14 protein-coding genes, 1 pseudogene and 1 riboswitch are annotated in these 16160 nt (G+C 71.9%); of the genes and pseudogenes, 10 read left to right on the forward strand and 5 right to left on the reverse strand.

Translation table 11 applies throughout. The features are described 5' to 3' along the window. Positions 1–3: 3 nt before the first annotated feature. Positions 4–969 (reverse strand): DUF1152 domain-containing protein, encoded by a 966-nt coding sequence (locus ACWGJM_RS25275; RefSeq protein WP_453413970.1) that lies wholly within the window; start codon positions 967–969, stop codon positions 4–6. A gap of 65 nt (positions 970–1034) precedes the next feature. Continuing rightward, positions 1035–2399, reverse strand: a complete 1365-nt coding sequence (locus tag ACWGJM_RS25280; RefSeq protein WP_453413971.1) for an FAD-dependent oxidoreductase — start codon at positions 2397–2399, stop codon at positions 1035–1037. Between the two features lie 160 nt (positions 2400–2559). Between ACWGJM_RS25280 and ACWGJM_RS25285 the strand changes: the two genes are divergently transcribed. After that, positions 2560–3645 carry an NAD-dependent epimerase/dehydratase family protein gene (locus ACWGJM_RS25285; RefSeq protein ID WP_453413972.1) on the forward strand — a complete coding sequence of 362 codons (1086 nt, stop codon included), beginning with the start codon at positions 2560–2562 and terminating at the stop codon, positions 3643–3645. On the opposite strand, the gene ACWGJM_RS25290 is transcribed toward ACWGJM_RS25285, so the two are convergent. Continuing rightward, on the reverse strand, positions 3621–5708 hold the full coding sequence (locus ACWGJM_RS25290) for an NlpC/P60 family protein (protein WP_453413973.1): 2088 nt from the start codon (positions 5706–5708) through the stop codon (positions 3621–3623). The two genes, ACWGJM_RS25285 and ACWGJM_RS25290, sit on opposite strands and share 25 nt — an antisense overlap. An 8-nt stretch (positions 5709–5716) precedes the next feature. Next, a riboswitch (cyclic di-AMP (ydaO/yuaA leader) is annotated at positions 5717–5887 on the reverse strand. Positions 5888–6651: 764 nt separating this feature from the next. Here ACWGJM_RS25290 and ACWGJM_RS25295 point away from each other — a divergent pair. Beyond that, entirely contained in the window at positions 6652–8667 is a 2016-nt protein-coding gene (locus ACWGJM_RS25295; protein WP_453414005.1) for a DUF1996 domain-containing protein, read from the forward strand. Positions 8668–8780: 113 nt separating this feature from the next. Then, positions 8781–9404 carry a GNAT family N-acetyltransferase gene (locus tag ACWGJM_RS25300; protein WP_453413974.1) on the forward strand — a complete coding sequence of 208 codons (624 nt, stop codon included), beginning with the start codon at positions 8781–8783 and terminating at the stop codon, positions 9402–9404. Between the two features lie 16 nt (positions 9405–9420). Here ACWGJM_RS25300 and ACWGJM_RS25305 read toward each other — a convergent pair whose 3' ends face one another. Beyond that, complete coding sequence (locus tag ACWGJM_RS25305) at positions 9421–10140, reverse strand: lipoprotein (RefSeq protein WP_453413975.1); 720 nt, start codon at positions 10138–10140, stop codon at positions 9421–9423. 389 nt (positions 10141–10529) lie between these two features. Between ACWGJM_RS25305 and ACWGJM_RS25310 the strand changes: the two genes are divergently transcribed. The 4 genes and pseudogenes from ACWGJM_RS25310 to ACWGJM_RS25325 all read left to right on the forward strand — a co-directional run. Next, positions 10530–10892 (forward strand): MarR family winged helix-turn-helix transcriptional regulator, encoded by a 363-nt coding sequence (locus ACWGJM_RS25310; RefSeq protein WP_014173936.1) that lies wholly within the window; start codon positions 10530–10532, stop codon positions 10890–10892. Beyond that, on the forward strand, positions 10889–12322 hold the full coding sequence (locus ACWGJM_RS25315) for an MFS transporter (RefSeq protein ID WP_453413976.1): 1434 nt from the start codon (positions 10889–10891) through the stop codon (positions 12320–12322). The genes ACWGJM_RS25310 and ACWGJM_RS25315 overlap by 4 nt, the downstream gene beginning before the upstream one ends. A gap of 33 nt (positions 12323–12355) precedes the next feature. Next, entirely contained in the window at positions 12356–12649 is a 294-nt protein-coding gene (locus ACWGJM_RS25320; RefSeq protein ID WP_453413977.1) for a DUF1330 domain-containing protein, read from the forward strand. Positions 12650–13120: 471 nt separating this feature from the next. Continuing rightward, a pseudogene (locus ACWGJM_RS25325) lies at positions 13121–13542 on the forward strand (Tn3 family transposase); the annotation flags it as partial. Positions 13543–13577: 35 nt separating this feature from the next. Here ACWGJM_RS25325 and ACWGJM_RS25330 read toward each other — a convergent pair. Next, the gene (locus tag ACWGJM_RS25330) at positions 13578–14303 is read right to left on the reverse strand and encodes a dienelactone hydrolase family protein (protein WP_453413978.1); all 726 of its coding nucleotides are present in this window, start codon (positions 14301–14303) and stop codon (positions 13578–13580) included. Between the two features lie 262 nt (positions 14304–14565). Between ACWGJM_RS25330 and ACWGJM_RS25335 the strand changes: the two genes are divergently transcribed. From ACWGJM_RS25335 to ACWGJM_RS25345, 3 genes are all read left to right on the forward strand, one after another. Beyond that, a complete protein-coding gene (locus tag ACWGJM_RS25335; RefSeq protein WP_453413979.1) occupies positions 14566–14733 on the forward strand; it encodes a hypothetical protein in 168 nt (55 codons plus the stop codon). A 23-nt stretch (positions 14734–14756) separates the two neighbouring features. After that, positions 14757–15491 (forward strand): hypothetical protein, encoded by a 735-nt coding sequence (locus ACWGJM_RS25340; RefSeq protein ID WP_453413980.1) that lies wholly within the window; start codon positions 14757–14759, stop codon positions 15489–15491. Between the two features lie 104 nt (positions 15492–15595). Next, complete coding sequence (locus ACWGJM_RS25345) at positions 15596–16054, forward strand: flavodoxin family protein (RefSeq protein WP_453413981.1); 459 nt, start codon at positions 15596–15598, stop codon at positions 16052–16054. Positions 16055–16160 lie beyond the last annotated feature (106 nt).

Raw genomic sequence — 16160 nt, forward strand, 5'->3', positions numbered from 1 at the left:
GGTTCAGTGGGGGAAGGCCCTGGGCGGGCGCTGCCGGGGCAGTTCGTCCCGGAACCGTTCGATGGCCGAGCTGATCTGGCGCATCAGCGCCGTGCCCTCCAGCCGGTCGAGGTAGAGGTTGCGCCGGGCGAGACCGGGCGCGTCCACGCAGAAGTACACCGACATCAGCGGGTTGACGAACAGCTCGCTGTTCCTGGTCCGCTCGGTGAACCGCACGTCCCCGAAGCCGCCGCGCACGGCCGCGGCGACGGAGCCGTTGACGATGCTGGGGTGGCTCGCGGTGCGCCGCTGCGCATGCTCCACCGCGTCGAGGTAGAGGGCACCCTCATGGCTCTCCCGCGGCAGCGAGAACGCCCCGAGATACGCGCCGTCGCGCTCCAGCGCGGCCAGGTTCTCCAGGACGAGGGAGTGGTTGACGCCGTGATGGGCGTCCACCCCGAAGCCGAGGCAGGCCACCAGCCGGTGCGGGACCTCGTGCAGCCCGACCACCGCGGCCAGGCTGGCCATGTCCTCCTCCGGAGTGCCCAGCCCGTGCTCGTCGCCGCGCATCAGGATGTCGGTGCCGCCGTCGACCAGCACCACGGCGTCCACGCCGCCCAGGTGGGCGAGGAGGCTGCGGTAGGCGGCCCGCAGCGGCTCGACACCGGTGCGCGGGAAGGCGTACACGGTCGAGGGCAGCCCCTGCCCGTCGAGCCACTCGGCGAGCGTGCGCTCCGGGAAGTAGTCCCCGCGCAGCACGGTGTCCGGCCGCACGGCGGCGACGTCCTGCTCGACCCACACGTCCAGGTCCAGGCCGTACAGGTCGGCGAAGGACAGGCTCGCCAGATGCACCTCCGCGCCGGCCTCCCGGAGCGCGAGGGCCAGGGGGAGACCGGCGTAGACGTCGAAGCCGCCGCCCGCGCCGGCGACGAGCACCCGCCGCGCGCCGCGCAGGCGGGTGAAGAGAGCGGGTTCACGCAGGGAGAGCACCGCAGGACGCTAACAGACCGTGTGGCCTGGCAGGTTGGGTTTTCGCGGTGCCTCCCGGCGGGGCTTTACGCCCCGCTCTCCCGCAGCATGTCCTCGCGCTCGACGATCTTCACGCGCTCCCGGCCCTGCGGCTCGCCCAGCGCCTTCTCGGCGGCGTCCAGGCGGTACCAGCCCTCCCAGGTGGTGAAGCGGACGTTGCGCTCGGCGAGGAAGGCGTCCACGGCCTCCGGCGCCGGGGAGGCGGGCGTGTGCAGCCGGCCGTTCGTGTAGTCGTCCAGGAGGTTGGCCACCGTCTCGTTGGCGTCACCCTTGGTGTGGCCGATCAGGCCCACCGGACCGCGCCGGATCCAGCCGGTGACATACGTGGACTGAAGGTGCGTGCCGCCCTCCTCCACGACCCGGCCACCCGCGTCCGGGACGGTGCCCGACTCGAGGTCCCAGGGCAGCTTGGGCAGCTTCTCGGACAGGTAGCCGACGGCGCGGTAGACCGCGGTGACGTCCCAGTCCTTGAAGGCGCCGGTGCCCTTGACGTTGCCGGTGCCGTCCAGCTCGGTGCGCTCGGTGCGCAGGCCGACGACCTTTCCGTCCTCGCCGAGGATCTCGGACGGCGACTCGAAGAAGTGCAGGAACAGCTTGTGCGGCCGGTCGCCGGCGTCGCGGATCGCCCAGTTCTCCAGCGTCTTGGCGACCATGTCGGCCTGCTTGTTGCCGCGCCGGGTCTCGATCGAGCCCTCGTCGTAGTCGATGTCCTCGGGGTCGACGATGACCTCGATGTTGGGGGAGTGGTCCAGCTCGCGCAGCTCCATCGGGCTGAACTTCGCCTGGGCCGGGCCGCGGCGGCCGAAGACGTGGACCTCCAGGGCCTTGTTGGCCTTCAGTCCCTCGTACACGTTCGGCGGGATCTCGGTCGGCAGCAGCTCGTCCGCCGTCTTGGCCAGGATCCGGGCCACGTCGAGCGCGACGTTGCCGACACCGAGGACGGCGACCTTCTCGGCCTCGAGCGGCCAGGTGCGCGGCACGTCCGGATGACCGTCGTACCAGGACACGAAGTCGGCGGCGCCGTAGGAGCCGTCGAGGTCGATGCCCGGGATCGGCAGCTCCCGGTCGGCCGTGGCGCCGGTGGAGAAGATCACGGCGTCGTAGAAGGCGCGCAGGTCGTCGAGGCTGATGTCGGTCGGGTAGTCCACATTGCCGAACAGGCGGATCTGCGGCTTGTCGAGCACCTGGTGGAGGGCCGTGATGATGCCCTTGATGCGCGGGTGGTCGGGGGCGACGCCGTAGCGGATCAGGCCGAACGGGGCGGGCATCCGCTCGTAGAGGTCGATGGACACGCCGGGCTCGGCCGCCACCTCGGACTTGAGCAGGGCGTCGGCGGCGTAGATCCCGGCCGGGCCGGCTCCGACTATGGCTACCCGCAGCGGGCGCGGCATGATCAGGTTCCCTTCGAGCGATGACAGGCGACTCGATCGGGAAGCCTAAACTAAGGCAGGCCTAAGTTTGTACGCGGGTCCCGTCTATGAGCTCATAAACCGGTCTTATGCCCTGGCGGGGGTGTGGACACCGGTCATGGGCATGCCCGACCCTTGAAGGGTGAGCAGGGTGGGGGAGCGCGGGGACGGGGACCGGACCGCCGTGGTGACCGGCGGCAGCGGGTTCGTCGGCAGCCATCTGGTGCGGCGGCTGCTGGAACGGGGCTACCACGTGCACACGACCGTGCGCCGCGCCGCACACCGCGCGAAGGTGCGGCCCCTCTGGGAGATGCAGGAGGCCTTTCCCGGTCAACTGACCCTGTTCGAGGCCGACTTGCTCCAGGAGGGCTCCTTCGACGAGGCGGTGCGTGGCTGCGCGGTGGTCTTCCACGTGGCGTCGCCGTTCCTCATGCCGGAGCAGATCGAGGACGGCCGCCGCGACGTGGTCGACCCGGCCGTGCTGGGCACCCGCAACGTGCTGGCGGCGGTGGAGCGGGCGCCGTCCGTGCACACCCTGGTCCTCACCTCCACGGTGGGCGCGGTCTTCGGCGACTACGCCGACGTCCTCGAGATGGACGGCCAGGTGCTGTCGGAGAAGTACTTCAACACCACCAGCACGGTGGAGAACAACCCCTACCACTACGCGAAGACCGTCGCGGAGCGCATCGCCTGGGAGGCCGAACGGGCCCAGGACCGCTGGCGGATGGTGTCCGTCAACCCCGGACTGATCCTCGGCCCCTCACTCACCCCCGCGTCAGGGTCCGGCAGCCTCTTCCTGCTCGACGAGCTGTTCAAGGGGTACTTCTGCTACGGCGCCCCGGACTTCAGCTTCACCACGGCGGACGTACGGGACGTCGCCGACGCGCACATCGCCGCGGCCGAGAACCCGGCGGCCAAGGGCCGCTACATCGTCGCGGCCGAGACGATGACGTCCTTCCTGGAGATGTCCCGCGTCATCCGGGCCCGCCACCCCCGCGACCTGCGCCTCCCGCGCACCGCGCTCCCGCACTGGCCGGTACGCGTCCTGGGGCCCGCGTTCGGGCTCACCCAGGACTACATCCGCAAGCACCTCGGCATCCGCTTCCGCGTGGACAACAGCCGGAGCGTGCACGAGCTGGGCCTCTCCTACCGACCGGTCGAAGAGACCCTGCTCGACCACTACGAGAGCCGGCGCGGCCGGTCTCACGCGGGCCGTATCACCCGGTGAATCGCCGCCTCCCCGGCACCGTAGACCGACTCCTCGCGGATGTACGCGCCCTGGCCCGGGGCGTGGATCATCATGCCGTTGCCGGAGTACAGGCCGACATGGCCGGCGTCCTGGAAGAAGATCACGAGATCACCGGCCTGGGCCTCGCTCAGTGCCACAGGTGTCCCGGCGTCCGCCTGCTCCCGCGCGGCCCGCGGCAGCGCCACGCCTGCGGCTCGCCAGGCGGCCTGGGTGAGACTCGAGCAGTCGTAGGAGTCCGGCCCGGTCGCACCCCACACACAGGGCCGCCCGATCTGCGCCCGGGCGAACGCCAGCGCCTGCGCGGCCCTTCCCTCGTAGGGGGCGGGGGTGGGGGCGAAGGTGGGTGCGGGGGCTGGGGCAGGGGGCGGCGTCGGGGCCGGAGCCGCCGCGACCGGGGCCGCGATGGGGGCCGGTGACGGGGGCACGGGGCTGGGCGCGACGAGAGGGTTGGCGGTGGCGAAGACCCCGGCTGCGGCCCAGGGGGGCATCGCGGCGAACTCTCCGCTGTCCGTGAGGGGGTTGGGGACGCTGAAGGTCCCTGTGTTCGTGACGGGGCTGGGGGCGGTGACGGTTGCCGTGTTGGTGAGGGGGGCCGCGGCGGGGACCGCTCCGGTGTTCGCGACGGTGTTGGGGGCACTGAAGGCGCCGCTGTCCGTCAGCGGGTTGGGGACGGCGAAGGTGCCGGTGTTCGCGACGGGGTTGGGGACGGCGAAGGTGCCGGTGTTCGCGACGGGGTTGGGGACGCTGAAGGCGCCGCTGTCGGTGAGGGGGTTGGGGACGGCGAAGGTGCCGGTGTTCGCGACCGGGTTGGGGACGGCGAAGGCGCCGCTGTCGGTGAGGGGGTTGGGGACGGCGAAGGTGCCGGTGTTCGCGACGGGGTTGGGGACGCTGAAGGCGCCGCTGTCGGTGAGGGGGTTGGGGACGGCGAAGGCGCCGCTGTCGGTGAGGGGGTTGGGGACGGCGAAGGTGCCGGTGTTCGCGACCGGGTTGGGGACGCTGAAGGCGCCGCTGTCCGTGAGGGGGTTGGGGACGCTGAATGTTCCGGTGGCGGTCATGGGGGTCGCGCCCTGGGCGGCGACGCCCATGGACGGGGCGGCACCGACGGCTGCGCCGGCACCGGGGGACCCAGCCGTGGCGGCTGCCATGCCGGCACCGGCCATCGCGCTCCTCCCGGCCGCCGCACCTCCGCGGGCTTTCGCTTCACCCATGGCGGACAAGCCCCCACTGAGCCCGGACCACTGCCGGCGCAGCCACTCCTGCTCCGCGGGCTGAAGGGTCTGCTCGGGGTCGCCACGCCAAGCCTGTGGGGCGGGAGGCGCGGGCTCGGCCGCCGCGAGGGGAGCGGGCGCGCCCGGTTGGGCGATCCGGCGGGAGAGGAGGTCCCGGGCCGTGGCGAGCTTCTTCTGGTTCTTTTCCTTCGAGGCCAGCGGCGAGGACCGCCGCGGCTCGGCCGCGGGCAGCGCCAGGGGGGTCTCCTGCCGCGGTTCCGGCACGGCGGGCAGCGCGGCGACGGGCCCGGCCGTCAGCTCCGCCCTGGGACGGGCCGTCAGCTCCGGCACGGCGCGTCCGCCCGCCTGCCCGGAGGTCCCGGCGGTCAGCTCCGGCAGGATGCGCTCGGCCGCTTCCAACAGCTCTTTCGGGACCGGGACGTTGGAGCGCCGTCCGGCTGGGCGCTGTGACGTCCGGTCCGCCGGGAGTATGGCGGGGGAGGTGGGACCCAGTTTGGAGCGGGCCCCGGTCATCCACTGCCGGGCGATGTTGTCCAGACCGGCGGGGCTGGTCGGGCGCTGTGACGTCCGGTCCGCCGGGAGTACGGCGGGGGAGGTGGGACCCAGTTTGGAACGGGCCCCGGTCATCCACTGCTGGGCGATGCTGTCCAGAGCGGGATCGTTCCCCCTGTCCGACCTGCGGAGGCGCACACCACGACCGGGCGTTCCCCCCGATGTCGCGCGGGTCGCGTTGAAGTTCCCCGTGGCGCTCTCGGTCTGGTCGTAAAGGCTGTCGATTCGCTGCCGAACCTCGTCGCGGCTTTCGCGCGCCATGGGGGACGTACTCCTTCCGTGCTCCGCCTACCGGGTTAGCTGGCGGGTTCGGGCGGTCGATGGTGGAAGGCATGCCCTACGGCCCTGCCCCGTCGGGCGGTCGGGCCGATTCACCCCAAGTCGGTTGGGTCCCCGGCTCCGTTGCCCTGCGGGGACACCGGATTCGGCGGAGGCCGCGCGGCCCGGCGAGGTTCGCCGGGGGGAGCCGTGCGGTCTGGACGCCAACTTAACCAACTTGTGTGGCTGGTGTGAAGGTTGAAGCGCGGAATGTCCGATACGTAATTGTGATATTCATCTTGGCGCTCGTGGCCGTCCGGTGAAGGTGCCCGGAGGGGCGTGCGAAACCCCGCCTCACAACCGCATGATGACGCCTCATAACCGCATGATGACGAGCGCGGTGTCGTCGGTCGCCCCTCCCTCGGGAGCAACTCCCGCAGGACGGCGTCGGCGAGGTCCTCCGGGTCCGCGTCCCGGTGCCGCCGACGGCGTCGGCGAAATCTGGAATCCGCCGAGAAAGCGCCCGCCGGGGAGCTGAGGGAACTGCGCGATTCTGATTCCCGCAGGAAAAGGCCGCTTCCGGCCCCAGGCCGGTGATGGCCTGCCCCCTCGGTGCGCGGCGGCGATAGGGGGGGCCGTGTCACTGAGGGATTTCAGGGGTGCCTCGTTGCATTCTTTCCCGGCCTGACGAGTCTGAAGGCCTCGACGCAGACAAGGTCAAGTGTCCCGGAAGCCGGCCGGCCGCAGCCGGCCCGGCGTGACCGGCGTCTCCTGTGAGTTCACGATGAATCGGTGAGGTGCTTGAACACACCCGCGTCCGGCTCCGTATGGGACGGGGGCTTGCCATGCCGGGCCGGCCACGAGGTGTGGGAGTGGTTCTGTGGGACGCAACAGGCGCAGACGCCCGACAGGTGCACGGCGCGCGACGTTCGCCGCGGTAGCCCTGATGCTGGGCGGGGGTGGACTCGTCGCGGCGAACGTCTACGCCTCGGCGACCGAGGGCGGCACGGACGCCCGGGTGCTTCAGGCGGGCGGCTGGGGCTCGGGGTCGGCCACCATCGACTGCCCGGACGTCGGCAGCCGCCTGACCTCCGTGCCGGACGACGCCAGGGCGGACGTCGACCGCGAACTCGCCCTCCTGGACCAGCAGGTGTCCGCCGCCTACCAGCAACTCCAGGCGTCCGCGCAGGCCGTCAGGCAGGACCCCGGGTCCGCCGACGGCACGATCATGAACCCGCTCGAGGAGAAGCGGAGCGCGGCCATCGAGCGCATCGCCACCGCCATCGACAGTGTCGGCGACCGCCCGCAGGGGCTCGAGGACATGGCCGCGTGCACCCTGCGCCCGCCCGCCGAGCAGGGCGGCGCCGCGGGCAGCGGCGACCAGGGCGGCCAGAACAGCGGCACCCAGAACCAGGGCGGCGACGGCCAGAACGGCAACGGCGGCTCCGGCCAGGGCGGCAACGGCCCCGTGGCCGCCGACTACACGGACATCACCACCGTCCAGCCCGACGTCCGGACCCCGGCCCCGCAGGCCGACGCATCGCGCGGCACGTTCACCTCCAGCTGCGGCGTCAACGCGAACGGCCTGTTCAACTCCGACAATGTGATCGTCGCTCCCGGCGTCACCAACGGCGCCCACCACTTCCACGACTACATCGGCAACCAGGCCAACAACGCCTTCGCCAGCGACGAGGACCTCGCGAACGCCGACACGAGCTGCGTGGACCAGGGCGACAAGTCCACGTACTACTGGCCGGTGCTGCGCCTCCAGAACGGCACCAGGGAACGCGACGCGGACGCCCCCGGCGGCGGAACCGAGGGCAACGCCGGTCAGATCGTCACGCCGAAGGACGTCACGCTGACCTTCGAGGGCAGCGCCCGCGGCAAGGTCACGGCCATGCCGCGCCTGCTGCGCATCATCACCGGGGACGCCAAGGCCTTCGTCAACGGCCCCGCGAACGCCAACGCCTCCTGGAGCTGCACCGGCTTCGAGGACCGGCAGCTGAAGGACAAGTACCCGCTGTGCCCGTCCGGCAGCGACGTGGTGCGCACGTTCCGGTTCCAGAGCTGCTGGGACGGGCGGAACATCGACAGCGCCAACCACCGCACCCACGTGGCGTTCGCCGACGCCGAGGGCAAGTGCCCGGGCGGCTTCCAGGCCATCCCGCAACTCGTGCAGCGCATCGTGTACGACGTCACGGCACCGAGCCTCCAGGACGGCGGCCGGACGCATCCGCTGTTCTCCGTGGACTCCTTCCCGGAGCAGCAGCACAAGCCGGTCACGGACCACGGCGACTTCATCAACGTCTTCGACGAGGGCCTGATGCGGGAGATGGTCGACTGCATCAACTCGGGCCGTACCTGCGGCGCAGGCGGGGAATCCGGCGGCACACCGTCGCCGAGCGCCGACGCCTCACCGGGCGACGGCGGCCAGGCGAACCCGGGCAACGGCGGGGGAGAGCAGCCCACACAGGAGCCTTCCGAGCAGCAGCCTTCCGAGCAGCCGTCGTCGGAGCAGCCGTCGGCCCCGGAGCAGCCGTCGGCCCCGGAGCAGCCGTCGTCCGAGCAGCCGTCCTCCGGGGCGCCGAGCACGCAGCCGGCGAACGACCCCGGTACGGCCTCCGCCCCGGCCCCCACCACCAAGGCACCCCGAGTCTTCACGACGACGTCGTCCACCCGGAACCCCGCGGCGGACCCGAACCGGCACGGCTCGCACCACAGCGGTGCCGGCCGGTCCACCCCGTCCACCGAGCCGTCGACCACCGCTGAGGCGGAACCGTCCGCTACCGCCGGACAGACGGCACCGCAGACCGGAGCCCAGACCGAGCCGCAGACCGAGCCGCAGGCCGTCCAGGGCGGCCTCGCCGAGACGGGGGCACACCTGTGGCCCGGCGCGCTCGGCGCGGTGCTCCTGATCGCGGGCTTCGTGGTGCTGCGCCGCAGCGGGCGCTCCGCGAGGTGACGCCGGTCCGGCCGACGCCGGACCCTGAGCCGGGCATCCGGGGGCGCGAAGCCCCCGGATGCCCATGGGAATCGGGTTGTGGGAGCGCTCCCGTAAGCATCAGGGTGTCGTTCATGGACTCCAGCCCCCACCTCCGCCCGTACCGCCCGTCCGACCGCGCCGCCGTCGCCGACGTATGCGTCCGCACCGCCCACAACGGCGGCGACTCGCGGGCCCTGTATCCGGACCAGCGCCTGATGCCGACTCTCTTCGTCGAGCCCTACTGCTTCCTGGAGCCGGAGCTCGCCTTCGTCCTGGACGACGGGCAGGGGCGGCCGGTGGGGTACGTCGTCGGTACGGCGGACACGGCAAAGTTCGTCGAGGCCTTCCGTGACATCTGGATCCCCCGAGTGGCCGGCCGCTACCCCAGATCCTCGGCGGCGCCGCGCACGCCGAGCGAGGAGATGGTGTCGCTGCTGCACCGGCCCGAGCGGATGCTGCTGCCGGAACTGACCGGCCACCCCGCGCACCTGCACATCGACCTGCTGCCGCGATGGCAGCGGCGCGGTCACGGGCGCCGGCTGATGGACGCCCTGTTCTCGGCACTGCGCGAGCGTGGAGTTCCGTCCGTCCATCTGGGCATGGTGACCGCGAACACCGCCGCCCGCGTGTTCTACGACCGCCTCGGCTTCGAGGTGATACTGGTGCCGGACCCCGGTCCCCTGACCTACCTGGGCCGGTCCACCCGCCCGCTGTGACGGACGGGCGCCGGGCTCAGGCGATGCGCAGGCTCCGCTTCGCCAGTTCGTACGCCGGGAGCATCTCCTCGTGTTCCTCGCTGTCCATCCCGCCGAGGTGCAGTACGACCGGGCCGTCGTCGGTGGTGACGGCCAGCGCGCTCTCCTTCTTGGACTCGTCGAGGAGCTTGCTCGTGTAGACGTACTCGACCTCGACGCCGGAGACACCGCCGGTCTTGAAGGAGCGGTACTTCTCCTTGCTCGTGTTGTCCTCCGCCGCCACGAAGGCCCGCAGCACGGCACGTGCGTCCGCGTCGCCCGGCTCGCCCTTCCACACGCGCAGGAAGCCGATGTTCCCGGCCGGCTTCGCGTCGACCTCGCAGGCGAGGGCGACCGGGCCCTGGCGGAGCAGCGCGTCGGCGAGGTCGCCGGCCAGGTCGTCGTCTCCGCCGGACCCGCTGGAGCCGCCTGAGCCGCCGGCGGCGCTCGCGGACGTCCCCGCGTCGACCGCCTCGGCCTTCCAGTCCTCGGCGATGTCGAAGGTGACGGGCAGCTCGCAGGCGGAGCCCGCGGCGCCTATGCTGCCGCCGGCCTTGGCGGGCGCGCCCGCCGCTCCGCTTCCCCGGCTCGCCGCCGATGCGCTCGAGGGCGACTTAGGGTCGTCCCCGTCCGGCGAGCCCGCGCAGCCCCCCAACACCGCCGCCAGCACCATCATCTGAGCCACTCTGCCCCGCACGGCCCCCACCTCGACGCGCACCGCCGTAACCCCCTTCTGTTGAGGTCGGTCACTGTAACCGAGGGCACTGACAGCGGCGTACGCAATCACGGGGAGCCACCGCCGGGCCGGGGTATTCGCTGACGGTCTGTCACCTTACTGAACCGTAATATCCTCGGTGCTACCGCCGGTAACACCCTTGGTCGACGGGCGCGGCAGTTTCCGGCCGCGCACCGAGCGCGATGGCCGGCCGCCGTCGCGGGTGCGGATCGAGGCCGCCCGCGCCAGTCGGCCATTTCCATAAACTATGAATATAAAAATGCTATGCTTCGAGCATGAGTCGTCAAGACACCGCTCCTGGCGCGTCCGCCGCCATCGGGGCAGCCCTCTACAACCTGGCCACCAGGGCCGCGAGACGCCTGCCCCGGGACATGAGCCTGACGTCCGCCGCCACCCTGGCCACCCTGGACCGGACCGGCCCGCGGCGCATCACCGATCTGGCCGCGGTCGAGGGCGTCACCCAGCCCGCGATGACCGCCCTGGTCCGGGTGATGGAGGAGTCCGGCCTGGTCGAGCGGCGGGGCGACGCGTCCGACAAGCGGGTCACGCTGGTGTGCCTGACCGAGGCCGGCGCCTCCTATGTCCGGACGCGGCGCCAGGCGGGCGTCCACGCGTTCGAGCGGTTGATCGGCGAGCTCACCGGCGACGAGGTCGAGGCGCTGGTGGCGGCCCTTCCGGCGCTGAAGCATCTGGCAGAGCTCGAAAGCCAGGACCGCGAAGGGCCGAAGCAGTGACCGGGCAGCCGGTCGGCGGGGAGGCGGTGAAGGCGTTCCCGGTGGCGCGTTCCGAGGCGCGGCTGCTGGTCCCCGCCCTGATGTTCATCGCTCTGGTCGTGGCGGCGGTCGCCAGCCTCGGGACGCCGCTCATCACCAGCGTGGCGACCTCGTTCCACGTCTCGCTCGGCAGCGCGCAGTGGACGCTGACCGTCGCGCTGCTCAGCGGCGCCGTCGCCACGCCGGTCCTGGGCCGGCTCGGAGCCGGCCCGCACCGGCGGGCCACGATCCTCGCCACGCTGGCGGTCGTCGTCGCCGGCAGCGCGCTCACCGTGCTGCCGCTGCCGTTCGCGTGGCTGCTGGCCGGCAGGGCGGCCCAGGGCGTCGGGCTCGGGCTGACGGCGCTGATGATGGGCGTGGCCCGGGACCACCTCCCCGAGGAGCGCAGCGCGGCCGTGATCGCCCTGATCTCGGTGGTCTCGATCATCGGGGCGGGCGTCGGCTACCCGCTGGCCGCACTGCTCGCCGAGCTCGGCGGGGTACGGGCCGCCTACGGCCTCGGCCTGGTCGTCACCGCCGCCGCCCTCCTGACCGCGTGGCGCTCCATGCCCGAAGCCCCCGAAGGCCGCTCCGCCCACGTGGACGTGGCAGGCGCGGTCGTGCTGGCCGCTGCGCTGCTCCTGGTGCTGTTCCTCGCCGGCGAACGGAATCTGTGGAGCCGGCACCTCGCCGTGGCGGCGGGCCTCGCCGTCGCCGCGGTGGTGCTGCTCTGCGTCTGGGCCGTCATCGAGCTGCGCAGCACGACGCCCCTGGTCGGTGTGCGGGCGGTGCGGCACCCGGCGGTCGCCGGGGCGAACCTCGCCATGTTCGTCGGCGGGATCGGCATGTACCTCCTGCTCACGCTCATCACCCGGTACGCGCAGACGCCGCACGGCGCCGGCTACGGCTTCGGGCTGACGACCTTCGTCGCCGGGCTGGTCCTCATCCCGTTCTCGGTGCTGGGGTTCGTCGCCGGCAAGCTCACGCCGCGGGTCCGGACGCGGATCGCCGACCCCCTGCTCCTGGCCGGCAGCGCCGTCGTGGTCGGCGGCGGGTTCGCCCTGTTCGCGGCGGCCCGGTCGGACCTGGCCGAACTGTTCGCGGCGATGGGCGTGCTCGGCTTCGGCGTCGGCGGCTTCTCGGCCGCGATGCCCGGCGTCATCCTGGCCGTCACCCCCAAGAGCGAGACGTCGAGCGCCATGAGCTTCAACTACGTCGTCCGCAGCGTCGGGTACTCCCTGGGCAGCGCCATCGGCGGCCTGATCCTCGCCGCGGGCACCGGCCCCGGCCACCTCTTCCCCGACGACAGCGCCTACACCACCGCGGCGCTGGTCGGCGTCGGCGCCATGGCGATCACGACGCTGACAAGCCTCGCTCTCGCCCGCCGACGCTCGTCCGAGACCAACCCGTGAGTCAGATGCACTCATCCCAACACTGGAGGTTCCGTGCCTAAGGGCTACTGGGTCAGCGTCTACCGCACCATTTCAGACCCTGAGAAGCTGGCTGCTTACAACAAGCTGGCCGCTCCGGCCGTCGAGGCCGGGGGCGGTCGGACCTTCGTCCGTGGCGGTCGGGTCGTGGCGCATGACGCCGGAATCGCCGAGCGCACCGTCCTGGTCGAGTTCGACAGCTTCGAGCAGGCCGTCGCGGCGCACGAGAGTGCGGCCTACCAGGAGGCGCTGGTCGCCCTCTCCGACGGCGTCGAGCGCGACTTCCGCATCGTCGAAGGCATCGACTGACCGAGGTCCAGTCGGATCTTCACTGAAGAGGGTCGCCCGCGCCAGCAACCCCCGCGGCACTTCCGCGATGTGGATCCGCGACCGCCTCGACGGCCTGTGGAACGACGAGGACTTCACCGCCTGGTACCCGCGCGATGGCCGCCCCGGGCTCTCCCCCGCCCAGCTCGCCACGGTCTGCGTGCTGCAGTACGTGCTGAACCTGTCGGTACGAGGATGCGGAGTGGTCGCGGCGTTTCCGTACCTTCCTGCACGGCCGGGCGTGGACGCACGCCGAGGGGCCGGTGGCGCTGTTCAACCAGGCGGTGGGCTGGCCGCGCCGGCACCGGGTGCTGCTGCCCGGGGTGTCGGTGCCGGCCCGGCAGGTGTCGGAGGCGCGGAAGGTCGCGGAGAAGCGGCTGCACGCCACGGTCGCGGGCGCCGCGCGGCGGGCGGACCCGGCACTGCCCGGGGACCTGGTGGCGACGCTGGTGGATCGCGAAAACCGAGCACCTGCTGCGGGTGGTCGACCCGGTGGACGACACCTACCGGCGGCAGATGAACCGGCAGCTCACCGTGCGGGAGTCCCGCCACAAGCTGGCCCGGGATGTGTGCCACGGCAAGCGCGGCACCATCCACCAGGCGTACCGGGACGGGATGGAGGACCAGCTCGGTGCGCTCGGCCTGGTCCTCAACGCCATCGTGCTCTGGACGACGAAGTACATCGACGCCGCCGTCGCCCAGCTTCGCGCCGAAGGCCACGAGATCCGAGACGAGGACAGCGCCCGGCTCTCCCCGCTCAAGCACCGCAACCTGAACCTGCTCGGCCGCTACAGCTTCACCGCCTCCACCCCGGCCGCCGGCGCCTGCGCCCGCTGCGCGAGCCGGATGCCCCCAGAGCTGGACGAATACGACGACGACGGGCAGGAGTGAGTACCAGTAGCCGATCGGATCAATCCGTGACGGGCAGGCACTCGACGAGCAGGGCGACGATGTCACGCCAGGCTCGCTGTGCGTGCCGTGGGTGGTAGCCGACGCCGGGAGGCACGGTGTGGTCGACCGGTGGGTGGTGGAAGGCGTGAAGGGCTCCTCCGTAGACCACGAGGCGCCAGTCGACGCCCGCGGCCTGCATCTCTGCGGTGAACGCCTCCCGTTGCGCGGGCGGCATGATCGGGTCTTCCGACCCGACCCCGGCCCATACCGGGCAGCGAATGCGTGCCGCCTCGCCCGGTCGGCCCGTGGTCAGTGCGTTGACTGTCCCAATCGCGCGCAGGTCGACGCCATCGCGACCGAGTTCCAGTGCGACTGCGCCCCCGGTGCCGTAGCCGACGGCGGCGGTCCGGTCGGGGTCGGCCCGTGGTTCGGCACGCAACACGTTGAGCGCGGCGTGACCGATTCCTCGCATGCGGTCGGGATCGGCGAGCAGGGGCATGCAACGGGCCAACATTTCCTCTGGGTCTTCCAGATAGCGTCCGCCGTGGAGGTCGAAGGCCAGCGCCACGTACCCCAGCTCGGCCAGAGCCTCGGCCCGTCGGCGCTCGACATCGCTGAGCCCCATCCCCTCGGGTCCGATCAGGACTGCGGGCCGACGCTCGGCACCGGCCGGGAGCGCGAGGTATCCGATCATCGTCAGGTTGTCGGCCGGGTATTCGACCGTACGGGTTGTGACCGTCGTCATGCGACTGGACGGTAATGACCGTTGCGCCCGCTCGGGGTGGTGTTCACCGATGGCAGACAGCAGTCCGTCCCGACTACATCACCCGGACGCGTCGGCTGCCTGTCGTCAAACGATTCGAATGACGACAGGCGCGGTGGCCGTCCAATGAACCCGGACTTTCCGGGGCCCGACGGCGGCGCCGATCCCATCAGATCCGATGGCGGCTGATGACAGGGTTTGCTGACAGCCAGGGTCGAATGCGACCACCACAACGGGGAGCGACATGGCCAACCTGGTCTACAAGCGAGTGTCGACCGACCAGCAGTCGACCGACCGTCAGAACCTTGTCCTGGATGAGGCCGGGATCGAAGACCCGGTCGTCTTCGAGGAGCAGGCAGCACCTCCAGCCGCCTCCACCCTCTGGAACGAGCGAAGTTCGGCGAACTGCTGACCTACGCGCGGCCGGGCGACACCGTGCACATCTCCGAGATGTTCCGCCTCGTACGCGGCACCGGGCACATCCTCGACGTGATCGACGTCCTCCATCGCGACCAGGTGGCGCTTCGCATCCACGACGGCGCGTTCTCCGCGATGGACCTCACCGCCCGCCACGCGCGCACCGGAGAGCTGCTGTCCACCGTGAAGTTCATGGTGCGGACCCTCGCCGCCGCCGGCGAACTCCAGCGCGACCTCCAGCGCGGGCTGACCTACGACGGACTGCGCGCCGCCGAGGCCAAGGGCAGCAAGGGTGGCCGACGCCCCGCCGTGGCGGCGACGAAGACCAACGACGTCCGCACCGCCTATCTGGAGGGGCGCTCGATTGCCGCCCTCGCCCGCGACCACGGCGTCAGCCGCGGCGCGATCCGCACGGCCATCGCCGACCTCCTGCCCGACCACACCGCCACCAAGGAAGAGGTCCCGGCTCCGGAGCTGCCGGTCACCCTCGACATGCCGGGCAAGGTCGCCGACTTCCTCCGCGCCGCCGAGCTGGAGCCCGCCGAGCGGGCCGCGCTCGACCAGGGCGTGAGCGTACGGCGGGGCCAGGGCTACACCCTGCGCGTCAGCGCCGTCCCCGACGTGCACCGTCAGCTCCTCGCCCGCTGCCAGCCGCTCGACAGCGCCCAGGGCTCCCCGGCGGTCCCGGCCCAGCGCAAGGCCCGTCGCGAGTACGAGAACCGGGTCAGCGCGCTCGCCCCGATCGGACCATGATCAATCTAAGCGCCAATCGCTGTACCGATGTTTCCCGAGGCCGGTACAGCCCTGACGGGCGAGCGGCCTTGCGGCCGGACGGCGGGCCGGGGCAGGGTGCGGGTGTGCCCACGTTGCTGATCGTCCACCACACGCCCTCGCCCAACTGCCAGGCCCTCTTCGAGGCCGTCGTCTCCGGGGCGACGGCCCCGGAGATCGAGGGGGTCCGAGTGGTCCGCCGCGCGGCGCTGGCCGCCACCGCGTCCGACGTGCTCGCCGCCGACGGATACCTCCTCGGCACGCCCGCGAACCTCGGCTACATCTCCGGGGCGCTCAAGCACTTCTTCGACCAGGTCTACTACCCATGCCTGGACGAGACGCGCGGCCGCTCCTTCGGCACCTACGTACACGGCGGCAGCGACGTCACCGGCGCGCTCCGCGCGATCGACACGATCACGACGGGCCTCGGCTGGCGGCGGGCGGCCGACCCGGTCACCGTGACCGGCGAGCCCGCCAAGGCCGACATCGAGGCCTGCTGGGAACTCGGCGCGACGGTCGCCGCGGGGCTGATGGACCTGTCCTGAACGGCACGCGGGCAGCGGCCCGCGTGCCGACGCGGAGGGTTCTACGGTCCGGCGGTAGGAGCGAGCCGGCCCCACGCGAGCGGCCCGTGATCCGGGCAGGGGCGCC

The organism is Streptomyces sp. NPDC054834, assembly GCF_053611185.1.

Excerpts from the sequence above, each read along its gene's own strand:
- ACWGJM_RS25280 (WP_453413971.1), bottom strand. The coding sequence starts at position 2,399 with ATGCCGCGCCCGCTGCGGGTAGCCATAGTCGGAGCCGGCCCGGCCGGG.
- ACWGJM_RS25290 (WP_453413973.1), bottom strand. The coding sequence starts at position 5,708 with ATGGCGCGCGAAAGCCGCGACGAGGTTCGGCAGCGAATCGACAGCCTT.
- ACWGJM_RS25295 (WP_453414005.1), top strand. The coding sequence starts at position 6,652 with ATGCTGGGCGGGGGTGGACTCGTCGCGGCGAACGTCTACGCCTCGGCG.
- ACWGJM_RS25300 (WP_453413974.1), top strand. The coding sequence starts at position 8,781 with ATGGACTCCAGCCCCCACCTCCGCCCGTACCGCCCGTCCGACCGCGCC.
- ACWGJM_RS25310 (WP_014173936.1), top strand. The coding sequence starts at position 10,530 with ATGAGCCTGACGTCCGCCGCCACCCTGGCCACCCTGGACCGGACCGGC.
- ACWGJM_RS25330 (WP_453413978.1), bottom strand. The coding sequence starts at position 14,303 with ATGACGACGGTCACAACCCGTACGGTCGAATACCCGGCCGACAACCTG.
- ACWGJM_RS25335 (WP_453413979.1), top strand. The coding sequence starts at position 14,566 with ATGGCCAACCTGGTCTACAAGCGAGTGTCGACCGACCAGCAGTCGACC.